Origin of the sequence: Maricaulis parjimensis (genome assembly GCF_016817355.1) — a bacterium.
Lineage (GTDB): Bacteria > Pseudomonadota > Alphaproteobacteria > Caulobacterales > Maricaulaceae > Maricaulis > Maricaulis parjimensis.
Genome location: NZ_JADOTT010000001.1, coordinates 649951 through 673568 on the forward strand (window position 1 = coordinate 649951; position 23618 = coordinate 673568).

Here is a 23618-nt window from a genome sequence, read left to right on the forward strand (position 1 = left end):
TTTTAGGAGAACACGATGTCGGTTACGCAAGAGCGCAAATCCGCGCTGATCAAAGACAATGCTCGTGGCAAGTCCGATACGGGCTCGCCGGAAGTCCAGGTGGCCATCCTGTCCGAACGGATTGCCAACCTCACCGAGCACTTCAAGACCCACAAGAAGGACAACCACTCCCGTCGCGGCCTTCTTAAAATGGTTTCCCAGCGCCGCCGCCTTCTCGACTACCTCAAGAAGAAAGACGAGAGCCGTTACCAGGCTCTGATCGAGAAGCTTGGTCTGCGCCGCTAATCCGCGACGCTATCCGTACGAAAGACGATATGTTCGATATTCAAAAAGAAACGATCGAGTGGGCGGGTCGCCCGCTCACGATCGAAACCGGGCGGGTCGCCCGGCAAGCAGACGGCGCGGTCATGGTGACCTATGGCGAGACCACGGTTCTCGCCACCGCCGTTGGCGTCAAGCAGGTCAAAGAGGGGGCTGACTTCTTCCCCCTGACCGTCAACTACCAGGAAAAGACCTTTGCCGCAGGCAAGATCCCCGGTGGTTACTTCAAGCGCGAAGGCCGTCCGACGGAAAAGGAGACGCTGACCTCGCGTCTCATCGACCGTCCGATCCGTCCGCTGTTCGCGCCGGGCTTCAAGAATGAAGTCCAGGTGATGATCACCGTCCTGTCCCATGACATGGAAAATGACCCGGATGTGGTCGGCATGGTTGGCGCGTCCGCCGCGCTGGTCCTGTCCGGTCTGCCCTTCATGGGTCCGATCGGTGCCGCTCGCGTTGGCTATATCGATGGCGAATACGTCATCAACCCGGCCGTCGACGAGATGGAAGACAGTGCCCTCGACCTCGTCGTCGCCGGCACGACCGATGCCGTGATGATGGTGGAATCGGAAGCCAAGGAGCTTTCCGAGGAAGTCATGCTGGGTGCTGTCGTGGCAGGCCATGAAGCCTTCCAGCCGGTCATCGAGATGATCATCAAGCTGGCCGAACGCGCCGCCAAGGAGCCGTGGGACTACACCCCGGCTGATTACTCGGCGGAAGAAGCCAAGGTTCGTGAACTGGTCGAAGCCGACCTAGCCGCGGCCTACACCATCACGGACAAGACCGAGCGCTACGCCGCTGTCGGCGCTGCCAAGACCAAGGCTGTTGAAGCCCTGGCCCTGACGGAAGAGCGTCCGGACGGTATCCCGGGTACGGTGCTGAAGGATGTCCTCAAATCGGTGGAAAGCTCCATCGTTCGTGGCGGCATCATCAAGACCGGCAAGCGTATCGATGGCCGTTCGCTCGATCAGGTTCGCCCGATCGTGTCGGAAGCCGGCATCCTGCCGCGTACGCACGGTTCGGCGCTGTTCACGCGCGGTGAAACCCAGGGCCTCGTTGTGGCCACGCTGGGCACCGGCGAAGACGAGCAGTTCATCGACGACCTGACCGGTACGTACAAAGAGAAATTCCTCCTGCATTATAATTTCCCGCCGTATTCGGTTGGTGAGACGTCTTTCCGTCTCGCTCCGGGGCGCCGGGAAATCGGACACGGCAAGCTGGCCTGGCGGGCCGTGCGCGCTGTGCTGCCGAAGCATGAGGATTTCCCCTACACGATCCGTCTCGTCTCCGAGATCACCGAGTCCAACGGCTCGTCCTCGATGGCGACGGTCTGTGGTTCCTCGCTGGCCCTGATGGATGCCGGTGTGCCGATCACCCGTCCGGTGTCCGGTATCGCCATGGGTCTGATCAAGGATCCGGAAGGCGTGGCTGTCCTGTCCGACATCCTGGGTGATGAAGATCACCTCGGTGACATGGACTTCAAAGTGGCCGGTACGTCTGAAGGCGTCACCTCGCTGCAGATGGACATCAAGATCGCCGGCATCACCAAGGACATCATGCAGACGGCCCTGGAACAAGCCAAGGGCGGCCGCATGCACATCCTGGAAGAGATGGGCAAGGCGCTGGGCGAAGCCCGCACCGAGCTGGGCGAGTTCGCTCCGCGCATCGAAACCATCCAGATCCCGACGGACAAGATCCGTGACGTGATCGGCTCTGGCGGCAAGGTGATCCGTGAGATCGTTGAAACCACCGGTGCCAAGGTCGACGTCAATGATGACGGCGTGATCAAGGTGTCCTCGTCGGACGCTGCCTCGATCAAGGCCGCCCTCGACTGGATCCACGGTCTGACGGCTGAGCCGGAAGAAGGCCAGATCTACAAGGGCAAGGTCGTCAAGGTCATGGACTTTGGTGCCTTCGTGAACTTCTTCGGCCCGAAGGACGGTCTCGTCCACGTGTCGCAGATGAAGAATGAGCGCGTGAAGCATCCGTCTGACGTCGTGGCCGAAGGCCAGGAAGTCTTCGTGAAGCTGCTCGGCTTTGATGATCGCGGCAAGGTCCGCCTGTCGATGAAAGTCGTCGACCAGGAGACCGGTGAAGAGATCACCAAGGAAGAGGCGGCTGAACAGGCTGAATAAGCCGGTTCACACGCTGAGAAATGAAGACCCCCGCGGACCTGGTCCGCGGGGGTTTTTCGTGCGCGGGCCGGGTGCTGTGTGGGTGTATCCGGGGATATTGTTCTGTCAGCATCTTGGCAGCAGACCCATGCAAAACGGTACTGTGTCATGGACTTTCGGATTAGATGATTGCTTAACCCTCACTGTGTAGCGACACATACAGACACACTCCTGACTCAGGTCTCCCCCCAAATGTCTGACCATAATCGATCCCCCGAAAACCAGTCCTTCCTGGATACGTCCTTCCTTCAGGGCGCCAATGCCGTCTATCTCGAGCAGATGGCCGCCGCCTATGCCAAGGACCCATCCTCGGTTCCCGCGAGCTGGAAATCCTTCTTCGACGCCATGGGCGATGCTGCTGGTGATGTCAGCCATGCCGCTCGCGGCCCGGCCTGGAAACGCGCCGACTGGCCGCGTCCGGCTAATGGCGAACTGGTTTCCGCGCTCGGCGATATCGGCCCGGATGAGGCCGCGATGGTCGACAAGGTGGCTGAGCATGCCGGTGCCCAGGCCGATCCGGCCGAAGTGCGCCGCGCGACCCAGAATTCGATCCGCGCCATCATGATGATCCGTGCCTACCGCATGCGGGGCCATCTGGCCGCAGACCTCGACCCGCTCGGTCTCACGGATTTCGGCTATCAGGCCGAGCTCGATCCGGCGACTTATGGCTTCACGGGGGCCGCGCTCGACGAAGAGATCTTCATCGACGGCTATCTGGGGCTGGAAACAGCCACGCCGCGGCAGATGCTCGATATTCTCAAGCGCACCTATTGTGGCCCGGTCGGTGTGGAATTCATGCACATCTCCAACCCGGAAGAAAAAGCCTGGCTGCAGGCGCGCTTTGAAGGGCCGGACAAGGACATTTCCTTCACGCCCGAGGGCAAGAAAGCGATCCTGTCCAAGCTGATCGAGTGCGAGCGCTTCGAGCAATTCCTGCACAAGCGCTATCCGGGCACGAAGCGTTTTGGTGCCGATGGCGGTGAAGCCATGGTTCCGGCGCTGGAGCAGATCATCAAGCGTGGCGGTGCGATGGGTGTCGAGGACATCATCATCGGCATGCCGCACCGCGGACGCCTGAACATTCTGGCGGCGGTGATGGGCAAGCCCTACCACCAGATTTTCCACGAATTCCAGGGCGGCAATACCCAGGGTGAGGACGAGTTCGGCTCCGGCGATGTGAAATACCATCTTGGTGCGTCGTCCGACCGTGAATTCGATGGCAACAAGGTTCACCTCTCCTTGACGGCCAACCCGTCCCACCTGGAAGCGGTTGACCCGGTCGTTCTGGGCAAGGCGCGCGCCAAGCAGGAAGACAATTGCCGCAAGCAGCCCGGTACGCCGCGTTCATCGGTTCTTCCGCTCTTGCTGCATGGTGATGCGGCTTTCGCTGGCCAGGGCATGGTGTCGGAATGTTTTGGCCTGTCGGGCCTGCGCGGTCACCGTACGGGCGGCGCCATCCACTTCATCGTGAACAATCAGATCGGCTTTACCACCGACCCGAAGGACAGCCGTTCCAGCCCGTATCCGTCCGATGTGGCCTTGATGGTGCAGGCACCGATCTTCCACGTGAATGGCGATGATCCGGAAGCGGTGACCCACGCCACGAAGATTGCGACGGAATACCGCCAGCTGTTCGGCAAGGACGTGGTGATCGACATGATCTGCTACCGCCGCTACGGCCACAATGAAGGCGATGACCCGACCTTCACCCAGCCGATCATGTACCGCATCATCAATGACATGCCGCCGGTCCGTAAGAAGTACCAGGAGCGTCTGATTGCTGAAGGCGTTCTGACGGCTGCCGAGGCGGAAGCGATCGAGAATGATTTCGACGTCTTCCTGGAAAACGAGTTCGAGGCCGGCAAGGCATTCGAACCGAAAAAGGCAGACTGGTTGGATGGCCGCTGGTCGGGTCTGGGTCTGCCGGAAGATGATGAGCGCCGCGGCGACACGTCGGCACCGATGGAAAGCCTGCGTGAAGTCGGTCTGGCGATGACGCAGATTCCCAATGATGTGAACATCCACCGGACGCTCAAGCGTGTGCTCAATGGGCGCCGGGACGCGATCGAAAAGGGTGAGGGCATTGATTGGGCGACGGCCGAGCACCTGGCATTTGGCACGCTGCTGACCGAGGGTTTCCCGGTCCGTCTTTCCGGTCAGGACTGCGGTCGCGGCACCTTCTCCCAGCGCCATTCCCACATTATCGACCAGGAAACGGCCGAACGGTACACGCCGCTGAATAATCTGTCGGCAGACCAGAAGAAGTATGAAGTCATCGACTCCATGCTGTCGGAAGAAGCGGTTCTGGGCTTTGAGTATGGCTATTCGCTGTCAGCGCCGAACACGCTGGTCATGTGGGAAGCCCAGTTCGGCGATTTCGTGAACGGCGCCCAGGTGATCATCGACCAGTTCATCTCCTCCGGTGAGCGCAAATGGCTGCGCATGTCGGGCCTGGTGATGCTGCTGCCGCATGGCTATGAAGGCCAGGGTCCGGAACACTCCTCCGCCCGCCCGGAGCGCTTCCTGCAATTGTGCGCCGAGGACAATATGCAGGTCGCCAACTGCTCCACGCCGGCGAGCTATTTCCATATCCTGCGCCGCCAGATCCACCGTAATTTCCGGTCGCCTCTGGTGATCATGACGCCGAAGAGCCTGCTGCGTCACAAGCGTTGCGTGTCCACGCTGGCCGCAATGGGGCCGGGATCCTCCTTCCACCGTCTGTTGTGGGATGATGCGGATGCCAAATTCCGTCCGGAAGGCGAAATCCAGCAGACCTCCATCTCGCTGCAGCCGGATGAGAAAATCCGCCGCGTCGTGCTGTGCACGGGCAAGGTCTATTACGACCTGCTGGAAACGCGGGAAGAGCGCGGGATTGATGATGTCTACCTGATGCGGGTCGAGCAGCTTTATCCCTTCCCGTACAAGGCGATGATGGCGGAACTGGCGCGATTCCCGAATGCGGAAATCGTCTGGTGCCAGGAAGAGCCGCGCAATATGGGCTATTGGACATTCGTCGAGCCCAATATCGAGTATGTTCTTGGAAAGATTGAAGGTATCGCTGAGCGGCCGCGTTATGTGGGCCGGGTGCCGACGGCATCGACGGCGACGGGTATTCTTTCCAAACACAAGCAGCAACAGGAAGCGCTGGTCGACGAAGCGTTGGCCTGACGCATCGCTCCAGTTCGAAGGACGAGAGCTAAATGACTGATATCATTGTTCCTCAGCTCGGTGAGAGTGTGACCGAAGCGACCGTTGGCAGCTGGCAGGTGAAGGCCGGTGATGCTGTTTCCAAGGATGATGTCCTGGTTGAGCTGGAAACGGACAAGGTGGCCGTTGAAGTTCGCGCGGAAGCCGATGGAACCATTGGCGATATCTTCGCCCAGGAAGGCGATACGGTGGAAATCGGCGCGAAACTGGCGACGCTTGAATCGGGGGGTGCAGCCCCGGTCAAGGCCAGCGAAGACACCGCGCAAATTAATGAAACACCGGCGAAGTCCGATAGCGCCCCGGCCGCCGGTGGCGCTGCCGTCGAGGCAACTGTCCCGCAAATGGGTGAGAGCGTGACGGAAGGCCAGATCGGTTCCTGGCTGGTCGCGGTGGGCGACACGGTGGAGATCGACCAGGCGCTGGTCGAGATCGAGACCGACAAGGTCGCCGTTGAAGTCCCCTCTCCGGTCGCCGGCGTTGTTGCCGAGCTGCTGGTGAGTGAGGGTGATACGGTCGCGCCGGGCGATGCCGTGGCGAAAATCACCGAGGGTGCCTCGGCTCCGGCTTCGGCACCCGCTGCAGCGCCAGCGTCTGCGCCGTCGGGCGACGCGAAGACCATGCCGTCCGCCCAGCGCGTGATCGAGGAAAACAAGCTGGATGCCGCATCGATTGCCGGCACGGGCAAGGATGGCCGAATCACCAAGGGCGACGCCCTGAAAGCCGCTGCCGCTCCGGCTCCGGCTCCGGCGTCTGCACCGGCACCGGCGGCTGCGCCGTCTGCTCCGGCTCCAGCCGCACCGTCCGCGCCGCGTGAAACCGGTCCGCGTGAAGAGCGGGTCCGCATGACGCGTCTGCGCCAGACGATCGCAAAACGCCTGAAGGATGCCCAGAACTCGGCCGCGATCCTGACGACCTATAATGAAGCGGACATGTCGGCGATCATGGCGGCCCGCAAGGCGCACCAGGAAAGCTTTGTCGCCAAGCACGGCGTGAAGCTGGGCTTCATGAGCTTTTTCATCAAGGCCTGCGTCAACGCCCTCAAGGACATCCCGGCCGTGAATGCCGAGATCGATGGCACGGATATCATCTACAAGAATTATTACGACATGGGCGTGGCTGTCGGCACGGACCGGGGTCTGGTGGTTCCGGTGGTGCGCGATGCCGACCAGATGTCGCTGGCCGAAATCGAGAAAGACATCATCCGCCTCGGCAAGAAGGCCCGTGATGGCAAGCTGTCCATAGAGGACATGCAGGGCGCGACCTTCACCATCTCGAATGGCGGTGTTTACGGATCCCTGATGTCCATGCCGATCCTGAATGCCCCGCAGTCGGGTATTCTGGGCATGCACAAGATCCAGGAGCGTCCGATGGCGGAAAACGGCCAGGTCGTTATCAAGCCGATGATGTATCTTGCCCTGTCCTATGATCACCGCATCGTGGACGGCAAGGAGGCCGTGACCTTCCTCGTGCGGGTGAAGGAAAACCTGGAAGACCCGCAGCGCATGCTGTTCGACCTCTAGTCTCGGCCTTGCCATGACACACAAAGGGCCGTCCCGACGGGGCGGCCCTTTTGCGTGCCAGCTGACGCGTCCCGGCAAATCTCTTTATGCGTCCCTTGTCTCGCGGACTGGGTTATCCCGATCCGTGGGGAGTGCGGTATGCGTGTGAGTGGAATAGCGTTGCGGGCGTTTCAGGGCCTGGTGGTATTGCGGGCTGCCTATGCCATCCTGTTGTGCACAGGCACGCTGATCTTCCGTTTCGGTCATGGAAATTATATCGCGATCGAGGAAACGCTCGGGCATGTCCTGATGGGGCTACCGCTCTGGTATTATCAGGTCTGGGCCGGCTTTGTTGGGCTCTACACCCTGTCAGCCCTGCTTCTTGTCCTGCGCATGCGATTGGCCCTGGCCTGCTATGTTGTCGCCTTTGCCACGGATTTCATCCTGTCGCTCCTCTGGTTCCAGCAGCCGGGCATGGACCGGGCCTATTACGGCAATGCCAATCTGGTCGAATGGACCCTGAACGCCATTGATCTGGGCGTGATCAGTCTGATGTTGCTGGCCGGCAGCTGGGTGTTTGCACGCCCGAAAAAGACGCATCACTAGGCCCAACGCGCCTGCACGGGTTGCTTCGCATCGCTGTCCGGATCGCGTTAGTCTTTTGACCCAGGAGAGGGAGGTTGGAAGAGTGCTGGATCGATGGGCGCGCTGGATCATTTTCGCCGGGGTTTCGATCTGGGCCGTAATCCAGCTCCGATACTTCTTTGATGCGGTTCTGATATTCGCGGGATACTCAGACCTGCGCGACCTGGACCGCAGCTATGTGGAAGTGATCGTCGGGCTCAACCCTCTGGAACTGACCCTGTCACTGCTCAATCCTCCACTCTACATGGCCGCCAGCATTTTGATTGGCCTGCGCCACCGGTTTTGCCTCCCGGTTTTCGGGGCCGCGCTACTGTGCGACTTGGGCGGTTGGCTGAGCTATTCGATGAGTTCGGCCTATGACCAGATTGAGCAATCGAATTTTGACTGGGTGATCAATACGGGTTTGCTGATCGCCCTGATGGGGCTGATCACCTTGCGTCAACGCGGCTATTTCGCCCCAAAACAGTCCTGATACACAACCGGATTGCGCCGGGTCCGTTCCGGTCTATGATCCGGGTCTTGGGCGAGTGTATCGGAAGGGCTGCCGTGGGCTGGCAGAATATCGTGCGCTGGATGGTTTTCGCCGGCGTGGCACTTTGGGCAGTCAATCAATTACGCATGGTCCTGCGCGTGTTTCTGGTGCTCACCGGACAAGCGGACGCCTATGGCATCGACCCCGATCATGTGATCGTCATCTCCCAGCTCAACCCGGTCGAGCTGACCGCGACGCTGGCCAGCCCCTTGGCTTACGCCCTGTCTGTGGTGCTCATTGCCTTTCGCCACCCCTTGTGTGTCATCGTTTATGTTATTGGTTTCGTTCTCGATATCGGGAGCTGGCTGAGCTATTCCATGCACGCCAATTATGACCAGCTCGCCCATGCTTCGGTGGACTGGCTGATCAATGCCGGACTGCTCATCGCGCTGCTGGGCTTGCTCGTCCTGCGCCAGACCGGGTATTTCGATCCCCGGCATGCGGTGTGATCCCGAAGCGTTTCCCTGCACTGAAATGAGCGCTAACACCCCCTTACTTTCAGGCCAATTCATAGGCATATAGGCCCTTGAAGCGTTCATCGGCGAAATGAGAGGCGACCCATGTCCGAGACCTATGATGTCGTGATCATCGGCGGCGGCCCTGGCGGCTATAATTGTGCAATCCGGGCCGGACAGCTGGGTCTCAAGGTCGCCTGCGTTGAAATGCGCGGCACGCTGGGCGGTACCTGCCTCAATGTGGGCTGTATTCCGTCCAAGGCGCTGCTGCACGCCTCGGAGCTTTATGAAGCTGCAGGAACGGAATTCGAGGCGCTGGGGATCCAGACCGGTGGTCTCTCCCTGGATCTCGACAAAATGCTCGCCCAGAAGGATGAAGCCGTTGACGGGCTGACCAAGGGGATCGAGTTCCTCTTCAAGAAGAACAAGGTCGATTACATCATCGGCAAGGGCCGGATTGCCGGCCAGGGTCAGGTGAAGGTCGAAACCAAGGACGGCCAGCAAACCCTGAACACCAAGCATATCGTGATCGCGACCGGGTCAGAGGTGACGCCTCTGCCGGGTGTCGAGATCGACGAAAAGCGCGTTGTGTCCTCCACGGGTGCTCTCTCTTTGGAAAAGGTCCCGGGCAAGCTGGTCCTCATCGGAGCCGGTGTCATCGGGCTGGAGCTCGGCTCCGTCTGGCGCCGACTGGGCGCAGAGGTCACCGTGGTCGAATATCTCGACCGTATCCTGCCGGGCATGGACAGTGAGCTGGCCAAGACGGCCCAGCGCACCTTTGCCAAACAGGGCATGGACTTCCATCTGTCGACCAAGGTCACGGGTGTGGACACGTCCGGCGATGTGCTCAAGCTTTCCATCGAGCCGGCCGCCGGTGGCGAAGCGCAAACGCTCGAGGCCGATACGGTCCTGGTCTGCATCGGCCGCCGCCCCTATACGGTCGGCCTGGGCCTGGAAACGGTCGGCATTGAAACCGATCAGCGCGGCTTCATTGCCAATGATCACTTCCGCACCTCGGCCGAGAATGTCTGGGTGATCGGTGACTGTACGCACGGTCCGATGCTGGCCCACAAGGCCGAGGATGAGGGCGTGGCTTGTGCCGAGCGCATTGCCGGCAAGGCCGGGCATGTGAATTACGGCGTCATTCCGGGCGTGGTCTACACCGCGCCGGAGATCGCCTCGGTCGGCAAGACGGAAGACGAGCTGAAAGCGGAAGGCCGCAAATACAAGAAGGGCAAATTCCCCTTCCAGGCCAATTCCCGCGCCCGCACCAATCACGCGACAGACGGGTTTGTGAAAATCCTGGCCGATGCGGAAACCGATGAAATTCTCGGGGCCCATCTGATCGGTGCCAATGTCGGCGAGATGATCAGCGAACTTTGCCTGGCCATGGAATTCCAGGCTGCTTCGGAAGATGTCGCGCGCACCTGCCATCCCCACCCGACGCTGACGGAAGCCATCCGCCAGGCGGCGATGGGTGTGGAAGGCTGGACCATGCAATCCTGACCCAGACTGGGTGTGATTGTCGTATTTCCGACGTCAAACCAGACTAACAGGGGCTTGATCCCATGGGGGTCAGGGCCCGGATTTTCGGGTTTTGAGATCAGTACGAACACTAGAAATTGAGGTCTTCCGGCCCGAATGGGGGCGGACAAGCCGGTGGGTTTGGGGCATAAAAGCCTGAACCGGGCATGTCTGTTGCGGGCCGGGTCACTCTAGGGGACATGGATCGTTCGAAGATGACCAAGCCGATCGAACTCGTGTCGTCGCGATTGCGACTGATCGCGCTGACGCCGGAACTCGCGGCGCTTCAGCTGACGGATCGTATGGCCTTTTTTGAGGCGCTGGGCGTGGAGCCGGAACCCTCCTGGCCGCCAGAATTGTTCGACCCGCAAACCATGGCCGACGAACTCGCGGCCCATCCCGATGATGCCGGCTGGTACAGCTGGGTCTACATCTCTCCCGTCATGCACCGCCTGCTTGGCTGCGGGGGCTTCAAGGGTGCGCCCGACGCCGACGGAAAGGTGGAGATCGGCTATTCGATGCTGACCTCCTACCGCGAACAGGGTCTGGCGACGGAAGGGGTGAACACCCTGACCAGTTGGGCCCATACCGATGAGCGTGTGAAACAGGTGGTTGCCCACACGCCCGTCGACCGTGCGGCCTCACACCGTGTCCTCGAAAAGGCGGGTTATGTTCAGACCGGAACCTTCCGGGATGACGCTGAAGGCACGGACATGATCGCCTGGTCTTACCGGCCCAGCCAGGCTGCGGCCTGATTCTTCACTTTTTGCCCGCGCGGGGATGGGCCTGGTCATAGACGGCCATCAGCCTCTGGGTCTCCACATCGGCATAGACTTGCGTGGTCGACAGGCTGGCATGGCCCAGCAATTCCTGGATGGCGCGCAAATCACCGCCATTGGCGAGAAGATGGGTGGCAAAGGCGTGCCGCAGGGCATGGGGAGTGGCATTGCGCGACAGGCCCAGCCGCGTTCTCAGATCCTGCATCAACGCCTGGACGCTGCGTGCCGCCAAAGCGCCGCCCCGAACGCTCCGGAACAGGGCATCATCGGGCTCAAATGCAAAAGGACAGAGGCGGAGATAGGCGTCGCAGGCTTCCCTGACCGCTGGCAGTACCGGGACCAGCCGGGTCTTGCCGCCCTTGCCCGTGATGCGAAGGCTGTCAGCCATGGGGTGATCGGACCGCGTCAGGCTCAAGGCTTCCGAGATCCGAAGGCCGCAGCCATAGAGCAGGATGAGGAGTGCGGCATCCCGCGCCTTGATCCAATCGGGGACGTCCCGTGCGCCGGTTTCCGCGATCAGGGCGCGAGCCGCGTCTTCACTGACTGGTTTGGGTTTGGACGGCGCATGTTTGGGGCTTTCCACCAGGGACAGGGCCGGAATTTCGATCTGCCAGCGGCGCTGGAGATAGCCGAACAGGGTGCGTACGGCCGACAATTCTCGGGCGAGAGAGCGTGGTGACAGGCCGTCACGGCGGCGATCGGCCATCCAGGCCCGGAAATCGCTGGCCTTCAGGCCGGGCAGGTCTGCCAGGGTGATAGTCTGTCCAAGATGGGCCGTCAGGAAAGCGGCGAACCCGTTCAGGTCACGGCGATAGGCGTCCAGCGTGCGATCTGCCAGACGGCGCTCGCCAGCCAGGTGTGCGTAGAAGGCGCCGAGGGCCTCGGAGAGGGCGGTCGTCAGTTCGCGTGCAGCCATTGGATGATCATGCGCTCGATCGCGCGGGCCAGGAAATTGAGCAATTCCGTGCCCTGCCCGGTCTGGAAGAGTTGGGCATCCCGCGCTGCCAGGGCCATCAGCCCGTCATGGCCCGCGAAATCGAGACGGACAATGGCTTCGCTTTTCACGCGCGCGCCCTGTTGTCCGTAAAGGGCATGGGCTGTTTCCGGGTCCACCGGGCCCAGCCGCTCCACCTTGTCGCCGAGGATTTCCGAGACGAAGCCCTCCGAGGCGCCCAGAATGCTTTCGCTCTTGCGCAGCGGGGCATGCCCCTCGATCAGCAGCCGGCAGACATCCACGCCCAGCGTGCCTGTGAGGCGGCTGGAAATTTTCCGGTCGAGCGCCGCCAGGCTGTCCACTTCCAGCAAGGCCAGCACCGCCATGTGAATCTGGGACTGGGTCGCCAGATTGGCCCGCGCTGTTTCTACAATGCCGGAGTTCAGCGCCTTGAGCTGGCGGACTTCTTCAAGAAGCTTGTCGCGGGCAGCCGTGCCGAGATCAACAACACCCTCATCCCCGCCGGTGCGGGCGAGCAGGGCCAGAAGTTCGGCATCCTCGCGGACGAAGTCCGGATGCGCGATCAGGAATGCGCGGACGTCGTCTGGATTGGGTGCGCTCATGCCTGTCTCTCCCGGTGTCGAATCACCCCTTTTGTCGCGCATTCGCGGCGCGCTTGGCAAATCCACAGGGCGGTTCTGCGCGCAGGCTTGGCGCATGGGGGCGGCGCTGGCTAAGTTTCGCCCCTGACCAGGACACCACCCGCCCATGACAGAGGCCGTGCGCCCCATCGCTGCCATCCTGTTTCCGCTGCCTCTGCCGGAAGCCTTCGACTATGTGATCCCGGAAGGTGTCGAGCTGGCGCCGGGCGATCATGTTCTGGCACCGCTGGGCAAGCGGTCGGCGCGTGGCGTGGTCTGGGCGATCAAGCCGGGCGACCCCGACCGCAAAAAACTCAAACCGGTTGAAGCGGCAACCGGTGGTCCGCCGCTGCCTGAGGGCACGCGGCGTTTCGTGGATTGGCTGGCGCGCTATCTGGTGCAGCCGCCGGGTATCATCCTGCGCTCTGTTCTGCGGTCCAATGATGCGCTCAAACCTTCGCCGGTCGAAACCGTTTACCGGATCGGTACGGGTGCGCCGGACCGGATGACGGAAGCCCGCCAACGGGTTCTCGATGCCGTCCAGGCGCTGGGGGAAGCGTCAGCTGCGGATATTGCACGCGAGGCCGGGGTGACGGCCTCTGTGGTGAAGGGGCTCGCCAAGTCCGGTGCCCTGACGGCGATCACACGGGATGTGGACCCGCCCTATGACCGGCCGGACCCGGAAATGGAGGGGGTGGAGCTGACCGCCATGCAGGCGGAGGCCTCCGGCGTGTTGCGGCGCCTGGTACGGGCCGGCGGTTTCCAGGCTGCCCTGCTGGACGGGGTGACGGGGTCGGGCAAGACCGAGGTCTATTTCGAGGCGGTCGCCGAGGTGCTGCGCCAGGACAAGGATGCGCAGCTCCTGATCATGCTGCCGGAAATCGCCCTGACCGAGGCGGTGCTGTCGCGCTTCAAGAAACGCTTCGGCTGTGAACCGGCGCTATGGCATTCCGCGGCCGGCCCGAAGAACCGCCGCCGGGCCTGGCGCGAAGTGGCCGAGGGGCGGGCGCGGATCGTGGTGGGTGCGCGCTCGGCGCTCTTCCTGCCTTTCCGTTCGCTGCGCATGATCGTGGTCGATGAGGAGCATGATCCCACCTACAAGCAGGATGAGGGGCTGGCCTATCAGGCGCGCGATCTGGCCCTGGTGCGGGCCAAGCTGGACGGGGCGGTCGTGGTGCTGGCTTCGGCAACCCCCTCTTTGGAGAGCCTCGCGAATGCGCAGGCGGGACGTTATGTCCATGTGCGACTGGCGGCGCGGCCCGGTACGGCCATCCTGCCGGAGATCGAGACGATTGATCTGCGTGAAAACCCGGCGGAGGCCGGCCACTGGATGTCGCCGCCCCTGGTGAGGGCGGTGGCGGAGACCTATGCGCGGGGCGAGCAGAGCCTGCTCTATCTCAACCGGCGCGGCTATGCGCCTCTGGTCCTGTGCCGGGCCTGCGGGCATCGCATGGTGTCGCCGGACACGCAGTCCTATCTCGTCGAGCACAAATATACCGGCCGGCTGGTTTGCCATGTGACGGGCTTTTCCATGCCCAAGCCGAAAACCTGTCCAGCGTGCGGGGCGGAGGACAGTCTGACCAGTGTCGGTCCGGGTGTGGAGCGTGTGGCCGAAGAGGCCAAGCGGCGCTTTCCGGATGCGCGGGTGGAGATCTATTCCTCCGACAGCCAGCGCGGGGCGGAGATCGTGGCGGCGATGGAAAAGGGCGAGATCGACATTCTGGTCGGCACGCAGATCGCCGCGAAGGGCCACAACTTCCCCAATCTGACCCTGGTGGGCGTGATCGATGCGGATCTGGGCCTGGCCGGTGGCGATCCGCGGGCCGGGGAGCGGACCTATCAGACCCTGGTCCAGGTGGCGGGCCGCGCTGGGCGGGCGGAGCGGCCGGGCCGGGCCCTGCTGCAGACCCACCAGCCGGAACATGACGCGATCCAGGCCCTGGTGGCGGGGGATCGCGATGCCTTCCTCGACATGGAATTCGCCGCCCGGGAAATGCTGGGCCTGCCGCCCTTCGGACGTCTTGCCGCGATCGGGCTGATGTCCCAGGACCCGGCCAATGTGGAAGCGGCGGCCAACGCCTGGGCTGCGGCGGCACCGGTGACGGATGGGGTGGAGATCTGGGGGCCGGCCGAACCGCCGCGTGCCATGGTCCGCGGCTGGCACCGCCGCCGCCTCCTCGTCCGAGCCGACAAGACGATCGACATCTCTGCCTATCTTCGAAGTTGGGCCAGCCGGGTGAAGACACCCAGCTCGGTTCGTGTTTCCATTGATGTCGAGCCCTATTCCTTCATCTGATCCGGACCGGACTGCTCATGCTTGAATTCCTGACCTCGCCGGAAGTGCTGATGTCGCTTCTGACCCTCACCTTCCTGGAGATCGTGCTGGGGATCGACAATGTGATCTTCGTGGCGCTGATGGCCGGGCGTCTGCCCGAGGATCAGCAGGCCAGGGCGCGGGCATTAGGGCTGGGTCTGGCGCTGGTATTCCGGGTGATCATGCTGTTCGGCCTGGTCTGGATTGCGCATCTGGAAGCGCCGGTCTTCACCGTGCTGGCGCATGATGTGTCCTGGCGCGACCTGATCCTAATGGGGGGCGGCCTTTTCCTGCTGGGCAAGGGCACGCTGGAAATCCACCACTCGGTTGAGGGCGAGGAGGATCATCAGGAGGGGCGCGTGGCGGCGACCTTCGGCATGGTCGTGGCCCAGATCGTGGCCATCGATATCGTCTTCTCGCTGGACAGCGTGATCACGGCGGTCGGGATGACGGACCATTTGCCGGTGATGATCGCGGCCGTGAGCATCGCCATGGCCATCATGTTGTGGGCCTCGTCCAGCGTGGCCGATTTCATCGCCCGGCACCCGACCACGAAAATGCTGGCCCTGTCCTTCCTGCTCCTGATCGGTGTGGCGCTGGTGGCTGACGGGATCGGCTTCCATATCCCGCGCGGATATCTCTACTTTGCCATCGCCTTCTCGCTTTTCGTGGAAGTGCTGAACATTTTGGCGAAGAAGGCGCGGCGTTCGGGGAAGGCGGGCTAGCCCCCGCTCCTTGCCCGTTCATAGAGTTCCGCAGGACGGAAGGCCTTGCCGCGTTCGCGTTTGCCAGTGGGGCGGACGAGACCGCGGTCGCGCATTTTCTTGCGGAAAGCGGGCTTTGAAAGGGTTTCCGCGAGAATGGTTTCGTGGATGTCTTGCAGGTCGCGCAGGGTGAACTGGGCGGGCAGGAGCTCAAAACCCACCCCGGAATAATCCAGCTTGCCGCGCAGGCGCTGGACTGTGGCGGCGATGATGCGGCCATGGTCGAAGGCCATGCGGAGCGGACTGTCCTTGAGGGTACGGATGGCAGCGGCGGGGCCTTCATCGTCCAGGCCGAGATACTGGACGACGCCCGCTTCCAGTGAATGGTGGGACTTCACGGCGCGCTGGAAGATTTCATGCGGTACCAGAGCGAAGTAGGCGACGGAGACGACGCGGCCGCGCGGATCGCGTTCCAGGGCGCTGAACGTCCTCAATTGCTCGAAAAAGGCGTCATCAATGCCGGTCTTGGTTCGCAGGATGCGATGGGCGCATTGGTCCAGAGTCTCATCGATGCGGAGAATGCTGCCAGGCAGGCCATGGGTCCCGCCAACCTTGCCGGTATCTTCGCGCTTCTGGAGCAGGGTCAGGATGAGGCCTTTCTCGATGGTCATGATGACGAGATCGACGGCGAGGGCGGGCTGGTCGTGGCGACGGATGTCGCGGGCGGTGGCGGGCATGGCGCTCTCCTTATGATACATTTGTTATTATCTAAAGTGTTATAAGTCAAATGTGCTTTAGTGGTTGGGGCGCCGGGACCGGGCGCTCCGGGATTGGTCCGTGCGCTGAATCCGTCCGCCTATCTGGCTTGCTGCCCGCTCCCCCCTGTGCTATCGCAGCGCCGAACCTTGAGGGGCGTGCGCCGCAGCACAAAATTCGGGTTTAACAAAGTCGTTGAATAACAAGCACTTGCATCGTCCCGATGAGCCCAGGTGCCGATCCAACTAGAGAGTGACGTCACGGTGAACACCGGTGCAGACGCCATGACAGCCCACGCAGCCGGTCGCTATGCGACCGCCCTGTTCGAGCTGGCCAAATCTTCGGGTGCCGCAGATGCGGTGGAGGCTGACCTTACGGCCTTCCGCGCGATGCTCGATTCCTCCCCCGAACTGGCCGGGGCGCTGGCTTCGCCGCTTCATGCCGCCGAGGACAAGATTTCTGTCCTGATGGCGCTGGCGGAGAAAGCCAAGTTCAATGAATTGACCACCAACACTTTCGGTGTTGCCGCGCGCAATGGTCGCGCCGGTGATCTGGGCAAGGTCGCGAGCGTCTTCGCTGCGCTGGCCGCTGCCGACCGCGGTGTGGTGACGGCGGATGTGCAGACAGCTGCCCCGCTGACCAAGAAACAGACCGAGGCCCTGGCGGCTTCGCTGAAGGGTGCCTTCGGGCGCGAAATCGAGGTCCGCACGGATGTGCGGCCTGAATTGATGGGCGGGCTGATCGTGAAGGTCGGCTCCCGCATGTTCGACTCCTCCCTCCGCACCAAGCTGGATGGGATGAAGACCGCGATGAAAGAGGCCTAGGTCCATGGACATCCGTGCCGCAGAAATCTCTGCGATCCTCAAGGATCAAATCAAGAATTACGGCTCCGAAGCGAAAGTTTCGGACGTTGGTAGCGTGCTGTCCGTCGGTGACGGTATCGCCCGTGTCTATGGCCTCGATGAGGTGAAGGCCGGTGAGCTCGTCGAGTTCCCGGGCGGCATCAAGGGCATGGCCCTGAACCTCGAGCGCGACAATGTCGGCTGCGTGATCTTCGGCGATGACCGGGGCATCAAGGAAGGCGACACCGTCAAGCGTCTGGGTTCCATCGTGGACACCTCCGTCGGCAAGGGCCTGCTGGGCCGCGTTGTTGACGGTCTGGGTGAGCCGATCGACGGCAAGGGTCCGCTGACCGACGTCGCCGAGCGCCGCCGCGTCGACGTGAAGGCCCCGGGCATCATCCCGCGGAAATCCGTGCACGAGCCGATGGCAACGGGCATCAAGGCGATCGACGCCATGATCCCGGTTGGCCGTGGCCAGCGCGAACTGATCATTGGTGACCGCCAGACCGGCAAGACCGCGATTGCGCTGGACACCATCCTGAACCAGAAGGCCATCAACGAAGGCGATGATGAGAGCGCCAAGCTCTACTGCATCTATGTCGCTGTCGGCCAGAAGCGCTCCACGGTCGCCCAGATCGTGAAGGTGCTGGAAGAAAACGGTGCCCTGGACTACACGATCGTCGTTGCGGCGACCGCGTCCGATCCGGCCCCGATGCAGTTCCTGGCGCCGTTCACCGCCTGCGCCATGGGCGAATACTTCCGCGATAACGGCATGCACGCCCTGATCGTGTATGATGATCTGTCCAAGCAGGCCGTCGCCTATCGCCAGATGTCCCTGCTGCTGCGTCGCCCGCCGGGCCGCGAAGCTTATCCGGGTGACGTGTTCTACCTGCACTCCCGTCTGCTGGAGCGCGCCGCCAAGCTGAACGACGACAATGGCAATGGTTCCCTGACGGCTCTGCCGGTCATCGAAACCCAGGCCAATGACGTGTCGGCCTACATCCCGACCAACGTGATCTCGATTACCGACGGTCAGATCTTCCTGGAAACCGACCTGTTCTACCAGGGCATCCGCCCGGCCGTGAACGTCGGCCTGTCCGTGTCGCGCGTGGGCTCTGCCGCCCAGACGAAAGCGATGAAGCAGGTTGCCGGCAAGATGAAGGGTGAACTGGCCCAGTACCGCGAAATGGCGGCCTTTGCCCAGTTCGGTTCCGACCTCGACGCCGCGACGCAAAAACTGCTGAGCCGTGGCCAGCGCCTGACCGAGCTTCTGAAGCAGCCGCAATTCTCGCCGCTGTCGATGGAAGAACAGGTCTGCGTGATCTATGCCGGTACGCGTGGTTATCTCGATGGCGTTCCGACCGCTGATGTCGGCCGTTTCGAAGCTGACCTGCTGCGTCACCTGCACGCCGAGCACGCCGCGCTTCTGACCTCGATCCGCGACGAAAAGAAACTGACCGACGACTCCGAAGGCAAGCTGAAGGCGGCCCTCGAAAAGTTCACCGAACACTTCGCGTGAACCTGATCGGGACCAACCGCCAAGGAGAGCCGAATGGCCAGCCTTAAGGATCTCAAAAACCGGATCGAAAGCGTCAAGTCGACGCAGAAGATCACCAAGGCGATGCAGATGGTTGCTGCCGCTAAACTGCGCCGTGCGCAGGAAGCGGCAGAGGCTGCCCGTCCCTATGCCCAGCGCATGGCGGCGGTGATGGCCAACCTCTCCACCGCCATGGCCGGCACCCCCGGAGCCTCGCCGCTCCTGGTGGGCACCGGCAAGACGGACACCTATCTGCTCGTCGTCATGACGGCAGACCGGGGCCTGTGCGGCGGCTTCAACACGAATATCGTGAAGAAGGCCCGCGAACGGATCACCACGCTCCAGGCCGAAGGCAAGGACGTGAAACTGATCTGTGTCGGCAAGAAGGGCGGCGACCAGCTCAAGCGCCAGTTCGCCAAACTGATTGTCGAGCGCATGGACCTGTCCGGCGAAAAGACGATTACCGGTGCCACCTCCGGCAAGGTCGGCGAGAAAATCCGCTTCATGTTCGAGAACGGCGAATTCGACGTTTGCGAACTGGTGTCTGCGGAATTCGAATCCGTGATCTCGCAGAAGCCGCGCGCTAAAGTCCTGATCCCGGCCAAGGATGCCATCGACGAAGGTGTCGAGCGTCCGGACCTGGCCGGTGCTGTCTATGAAGCGGAGCCGGATGAGGAAGTCATCCTGAACACGCTTCTGCCGCGTTATGCCGACACCGTCATTCTTTCAGCCCTGCTGGAAAATGTCGCTGGCGAGATGGGCGCGAAAATGGCTGCGATGGACAACGCCACGCGCAATGCCGGCGAACTCATCGACAAACTGAACCTTGTTTATAACCGCACGCGTCAGGCGCAGATCACCACGGAGTTGACTGAAATCATCTCCGGCGCCGAGGCCCTCTAGGCGAGAGGAAAGACCCGCTATGAGCACTCTTAAAGGCCGCATTGCCCAAGTCACGGGCGCTGTTGTGGACGTTGAATTCGAAGGCGGTCTGCCGGACATCCTCAACGCCCTGGAAACCACCAATGACGGCAAGACGCTCGTCCTCGAGGTTGCCCAGCACCTCGGCGAGAACACTGTCCGTACGATCGCCATGGACGCCACCGAAGGCCTCCAGCGCGGCACCGCGGTGACCGATACCGGTTCGCCGATCACGGTTCCGGTTGGCCCGGGCACGCTCGGCCGCATCATGTCGGTCACGGGTGAAGCCATCGACGAAGCCGGCGACGTGTCCTACACGCAGCGCGCTCCGATCCACCGTCCGGCCCCGTCCTTCGACGAGCAGGCCACGGCGGCTGAAATCCTGCCGACGGGTATCAAGGTCGTTGACCTGCTCTGCCCGTACGCCAAGGGCGGCAAGATCGGCCTGTTCGGCGGCGCCGGCGTCGGCAAGACGGTTCTGATCCAGGAGCTGATCAACAATATCGCCAAGATGTTCGGCGGCTACTCGGTCTTCGCCGGTGTGGGTGAGCGGACCCGTGAGGGTAACGACCTGTACTGGGAAATGATCGAATCCGGCGTGAACAAGGATCCGAAGGAAAACGACGGTTCCACCGAAGGTTCGCGTTGCGCCCTCGTCTTCGGCCAGATGAACGAGCCGCCGGGCGCGCGTGCCCGCGTCGCCCTGTCCGGTCTCGCCCAGGCGGAATATTTCCGCGACGAGGAAGGCAAGGACGTCCTGTTCTTCGTGGATAACATCTTCCGCTTCACGCAGGCCGGCGCCGAAGTGTCCGCCCTGCTGGGCCGTATCCCGTCCGCCGTGGGTTACCAGCCGACCCTGGCCACCGACATGGGTGCGCTGCAGGAACGCATCACCTCCACGACCAAGGGTTCGATCACCTCGGTGCAGGCCGTTTACGTGCCGGCCGATGACCTGACCGACCCGGCCCCGGCGACCACCTTCGCCCACCTGGATGCGACCACGGTTCTGAACCGTGCCATCTCGGAAAAGGGTATCTACCCGGCCGTGGACCCGCTGGACTCCACCTCGCGTATCCTGGAACCGCGCATCGTTGGCGAAGAGCACTACGCCACCGCCCGCCGCGTTCAGGAAATCCTTCAGCGCTACAAGGCCCTGCAGGACATCATCGCGATCCTGGGCATGGACGAGCTGTCTGAAGAAGACAAGCTGGTCGTGGCCCGCGCCCGTAAGGTCGAGCGCTTCCTGTCCCAGCCGTTCGACGTGGCTGAAATCTTCACCGGCTTCCCGGGCATCCAGGTGCCGGTCGCGGAAACCGTGAAGGGCTTCAAGGCGATCTGCGACGGTGAATACGACCACCTGCCGGAAGCGGCATTCTACATGGTCGGCACGATCGAAGATGCTGTGAAGAAGGCCGAGAAACTGGCCGCGGAAGCTGCGTAAGCAGCTTCCGGTCTAACCGGAGCACTGCCTGATGGCTGACAAACTCCATTTCGATCTCGTCTCTCCGGAGCGCCGCCTGTTCGCGGGCGATGTCGACCAGGTGGTCGTGCCGGGTGAAGAGGGTGATTTCGGCGTCCTGCCGAACCATGCCCCCTTCATGTCCGTCATCCGCCCGGGCGCGATTGCGGTCCTGAATGACGGTTCGACCGAGCGCACCTTCATCCATGGCGGTTTCGCCGAGGTGACGCCCGCCGGTCTGACCATCCTCGCCGAAGAAGCCATCGCGGTGGCGGATATCGACGCTGACAAGCTGGCCCAGGACCTGTCCGACGCCCGCGAAGATGTGGCGACGGCCAAGGACGAAGAAGAGCGCGAGCATGCTGAAGCCCTGGTCGCCAAGTATGAGGCGATGCAGGCGGTTCTCGCGAACTAGTCTTTTCGCGATAAATGACACAGAAGAGGCCGCTCCTTCGGGGGCGGCCTTTTTGTTTTCGGGTCAGGCTTTGGCGACGTGTTTGAACGCGTCCACCACCTGCTCATAGACCGCCCGTTTCCAGGGGATGATCAGGCCGGGGATTTCGGCCAGCTCGCCCCAGCGCCAGGCATCGAATTCGACCTCGGCATGGCTGGCGAGATCGATATCACACTCGCTGCCGTGAAAACGCAGGGCGAACCAGCGTTGTTTCTGGCCCAGATGACGCTTTTTGTGGAAGCGCGGGTCCTCGCGGACATCCGGTGGGTAGTCATAGGCGATCCAGCCGGGAATCTCGCCGATGATGTCGACGGCTTTGGCCGGGATGCCGGTTTCCTCTTCCAGCTCTCGAAGAGCGGCGGTACGGGCGTCCTCGCCGGCATCGATTCCGCCCTGTGGCAATTGCCAATTCCAGGGTCCAGGCGTGCCTTCGCGGCGTCCCAGCCAGACCTGGCCGTCCTGATTGAAGAGGGCGATGCCGACATTCGGCCGGTGGTGCGGATACGGGTCTTCACCCGTCATCAGTGGCCACTCGAGGCTGGGGCCGCATGATCATCATCGGCCGACCCAGCGCCATGCTGCGGGCCGACATTGGTGCGGACCGGCGCGCGATTGGGTTCGGCCTGGCGCGGTTCATGAGCACGGGCTTCTTCGGCCAGGCGCGCTTCAAGACGGCGACGGGCCATGACGGCGGAGGGCGGTGCCAATTGATAGCCGCGCAGGTCCAGACCGGCCGTCCAGTCGCGGACCTGGTCGACCGTGGCGGGATAGGCAAAGCCGGAACCGAGGGCTGCGCCGTTTTGGAGCGCGAGGGCCTCCAGGGCGAGCAGGCGCTCATCGATGGCGTCGGGGCTGAGATCCTCGTCCAGGATGCGGTCGGCAATGGCGTATTCCAGATCCGCGGACCGGGCAGCGCCCTCAATGGTCGAGCGGCGGCCGGCGCCATCATGCAGGAAGGCGACGCCGCGTTGTTCGAGCTGGCCAAACACGTCGCCCAGCGCACCCGGCGAAGCCGAGAAACGGGCGCCGAGATAATTGGTGACACCGAAATATCCGGTGGCACGGCTGAGCACCCAGGCCAGGCGGCGGGCATTTTCTTCAGCCGATCCGTCGGCCAGCAGGGTGTGCGGACCCGGATCATTATTGGGATAGTCGAAGGGCTCCATTGGCGCTTCGATCAGGACTTCGTGGCCAGCCGCGCGCGCACGGTTGATCCAGTCCTGCAGGTCGCGTGTGTAGGGCGCAAAGGAGAGCGCGACTTCCGGCGGCAGCTCATCAATGGCGGCTTGCGTCACGGCGGCGTTCAGACCCATTCCGCCGATCACGACGGCGATGGTCGGAGCGCCCGGATCGCCATGGAAGGGTCGGGCATAGGCGCGGGACGGACGGGTTCCGTCCGGCGCGATGCGCGGCAGGGGACCGCCGGGCCCGGGCTCGGTCAAACCGGCCATGGGCGCGCGGGCCAGCGCGTTTGGATTGGCGGCCGGAACGGGCGGTGTCGTTGCGGCGTGGCGCGCTTCGGCATCCGCCGGATCAGAGCCTTGGGCCGGTGCCGGGGCTTCAAACCCGTCATGGACGCCGTCCAGGGTGATTTCCTCTTCGGCTTCCGGCTCCAGGAAGCGGATGGGCGCGCCCGCGGTTTCATGGCCCGCCGTTTCGCCGTGACCGGCCTCGGCGGTGATTACCGGGGCCGGATCGAACCGGCCGCTCGCGGTTGGAAGCTGTGTATTGGGCTCGCCAAACAGGGCAATTCCACCGATGGCCAGAGCAAGCAGGCCCGCAGTGGCGATCCCGGCAATCAGCGGGGCGCGCACAGTCAGCAGGGGCTGGGCGTGTCGAAGAACGGCGGTCGGCATCGCGGCAAAGCCTGAACGGGTTGGCGTGTTGGTGTGTCCGAAGCGGACACACCCTCTCACCCCCCAG

General features: G+C 62.6%; 21 protein-coding genes. 16 read left to right on the plus strand and 5 right to left on the minus strand.

Annotated features, from left to right (window positions below):
• Positions 1-15: 15 nt before the first annotated feature.
• The 9 genes from rpsO (at position 16) to I0K07_RS03020 (ending at position 11109) form a co-directional block, all read left to right on the plus strand.
• Positions 16-285 (plus strand): 30S ribosomal protein S15, encoded by a 270-nt coding sequence (gene rpsO / locus I0K07_RS02980; protein WP_203291180.1) that lies wholly within the window; start codon positions 16-18, stop codon positions 283-285.
• A gap of 29 nt (positions 286-314) precedes the next feature.
• A complete protein-coding gene (gene pnp / locus I0K07_RS02985) occupies positions 315-2453 on the plus strand; it encodes a polyribonucleotide nucleotidyltransferase (RefSeq protein ID WP_203291181.1) in 2139 nt (712 codons plus the stop codon).
• Positions 2454-2684: 231 nt separating this feature from the next.
• Complete coding sequence (locus I0K07_RS02990) at positions 2685-5660, plus strand: 2-oxoglutarate dehydrogenase E1 component (RefSeq protein ID WP_203291182.1); 2976 nt, start codon at positions 2685-2687, stop codon at positions 5658-5660.
• Positions 5661-5692: 32 nt separating this feature from the next.
• Positions 5693-7219 carry a 2-oxoglutarate dehydrogenase complex dihydrolipoyllysine-residue succinyltransferase gene (gene odhB, locus I0K07_RS02995; RefSeq protein ID WP_203291183.1) on the plus strand — a complete coding sequence of 509 codons (1527 nt, stop codon included), beginning with the start codon at positions 5693-5695 and terminating at the stop codon, positions 7217-7219.
• Between the two features lie 138 nt (positions 7220-7357).
• Positions 7358-7804, plus strand: coding sequence for a hypothetical protein (locus tag I0K07_RS03000; protein WP_203291184.1), 447 nt, complete (start codon positions 7358-7360; stop codon positions 7802-7804).
• Positions 7805-7886: 82 nt separating this feature from the next.
• Entirely contained in the window at positions 7887-8315 is a 429-nt protein-coding gene (locus I0K07_RS03005; protein ID WP_203291185.1) for a hypothetical protein, read from the plus strand.
• 74 nt (positions 8316-8389) lie between these two features.
• Positions 8390-8824: a hypothetical protein gene (locus tag I0K07_RS03010; protein WP_203291186.1), complete on the plus strand. Its 435-nt coding sequence runs from the start codon at positions 8390-8392 to the stop codon at positions 8822-8824.
• Positions 8825-8935: 111 nt separating this feature from the next.
• On the plus strand, positions 8936-10336 hold the full coding sequence (gene lpdA / locus I0K07_RS03015; RefSeq protein ID WP_203291187.1) for a dihydrolipoyl dehydrogenase: 1401 nt from the start codon (positions 8936-8938) through the stop codon (positions 10334-10336).
• A gap of 218 nt (positions 10337-10554) precedes the next feature.
• Positions 10555-11109, plus strand: coding sequence for a GNAT family N-acetyltransferase (locus I0K07_RS03020; RefSeq protein ID WP_203291188.1), 555 nt, complete (start codon positions 10555-10557; stop codon positions 11107-11109).
• 4 nt (positions 11110-11113) lie between these two features.
• Here I0K07_RS03020 and I0K07_RS03025 read toward each other — a convergent pair whose 3' ends face one another.
• A complete protein-coding gene (locus I0K07_RS03025; protein ID WP_203291189.1) occupies positions 11114-12049 on the minus strand; it encodes a tyrosine recombinase XerC in 936 nt (311 codons plus the stop codon).
• The gene (locus I0K07_RS03030; protein WP_203291190.1) at positions 12031-12690 is read right to left on the minus strand and encodes a DUF484 family protein; all 660 of its coding nucleotides are present in this window, start codon (positions 12688-12690) and stop codon (positions 12031-12033) included. The genes I0K07_RS03025 and I0K07_RS03030 overlap by 19 nt, the downstream gene beginning before the upstream one ends.
• Positions 12691-12835: 145 nt before the next feature.
• Between I0K07_RS03030 and I0K07_RS03035 the strand changes: the two genes are divergently transcribed.
• Both I0K07_RS03035 and I0K07_RS03040 read left to right on the plus strand, forming a co-directional pair.
• Positions 12836-15004 carry a primosomal protein N' gene (locus tag I0K07_RS03035; protein WP_203291191.1) on the plus strand — a complete coding sequence of 723 codons (2169 nt, stop codon included), beginning with the start codon at positions 12836-12838 and terminating at the stop codon, positions 15002-15004.
• A gap of 17 nt (positions 15005-15021) precedes the next feature.
• Positions 15022-15747 (plus strand): TerC family protein, encoded by a 726-nt coding sequence (locus I0K07_RS03040; protein WP_203291192.1) that lies wholly within the window; start codon positions 15022-15024, stop codon positions 15745-15747.
• On the opposite strand, the gene I0K07_RS03045 is transcribed toward I0K07_RS03040, so the two are convergent.
• A complete protein-coding gene (locus I0K07_RS03045) occupies positions 15744-16463 on the minus strand; it encodes an NUDIX hydrolase (RefSeq protein ID WP_203291193.1) in 720 nt (239 codons plus the stop codon). The two genes, I0K07_RS03040 and I0K07_RS03045, sit on opposite strands and share 4 nt — an antisense overlap.
• A 252-nt stretch (positions 16464-16715) precedes the next feature.
• Here I0K07_RS03045 and I0K07_RS03050 point away from each other — a divergent pair, with 252 nt between their 5' ends.
• The 5 genes from I0K07_RS03050 to I0K07_RS03070 are packed head-to-tail and all read left to right on the plus strand — an operon-like array spanning position 16716 to position 21656.
• A complete protein-coding gene (locus I0K07_RS03050; protein WP_338041013.1) occupies positions 16716-17306 on the plus strand; it encodes a F0F1 ATP synthase subunit delta in 591 nt (196 codons plus the stop codon).
• Between the two features lie 4 nt (positions 17307-17310).
• Positions 17311-18843 carry a F0F1 ATP synthase subunit alpha gene (gene atpA, locus I0K07_RS03055; RefSeq protein WP_203291194.1) on the plus strand — a complete coding sequence of 511 codons (1533 nt, stop codon included), beginning with the start codon at positions 17311-17313 and terminating at the stop codon, positions 18841-18843.
• A 33-nt stretch (positions 18844-18876) separates the two neighbouring features.
• The gene (locus tag I0K07_RS03060; RefSeq protein ID WP_203291195.1) at positions 18877-19764 is read left to right on the plus strand and encodes a F0F1 ATP synthase subunit gamma; all 888 of its coding nucleotides are present in this window, start codon (positions 18877-18879) and stop codon (positions 19762-19764) included.
• Positions 19765-19783: 19 nt separating this feature from the next.
• On the plus strand, positions 19784-21223 hold the full coding sequence (gene atpD, locus I0K07_RS03065) for a F0F1 ATP synthase subunit beta (protein WP_203291196.1): 1440 nt from the start codon (positions 19784-19786) through the stop codon (positions 21221-21223).
• Positions 21224-21254: 31 nt separating this feature from the next.
• Positions 21255-21656, plus strand: coding sequence for a F0F1 ATP synthase subunit epsilon (locus tag I0K07_RS03070; RefSeq protein WP_203291197.1), 402 nt, complete (start codon positions 21255-21257; stop codon positions 21654-21656).
• Positions 21657-21719: 63 nt separating this feature from the next.
• Here the strand turns inward: I0K07_RS03070 and I0K07_RS03075 are convergent, their stop codons facing one another.
• Both I0K07_RS03075 and I0K07_RS03080 read right to left on the minus strand, forming a co-directional pair.
• Positions 21720-22217 (minus strand): RNA pyrophosphohydrolase, encoded by a 498-nt coding sequence (locus I0K07_RS03075; protein ID WP_238934388.1) that lies wholly within the window; start codon positions 22215-22217, stop codon positions 21720-21722.
• Positions 22217-23551, minus strand: a complete 1335-nt coding sequence (locus I0K07_RS03080) for a divergent polysaccharide deacetylase family protein (RefSeq protein ID WP_203291198.1) — start codon at positions 23549-23551, stop codon at positions 22217-22219. The genes I0K07_RS03075 and I0K07_RS03080 overlap by 1 nt, the downstream gene beginning before the upstream one ends.
• Positions 23552-23618 lie beyond the last annotated feature (67 nt).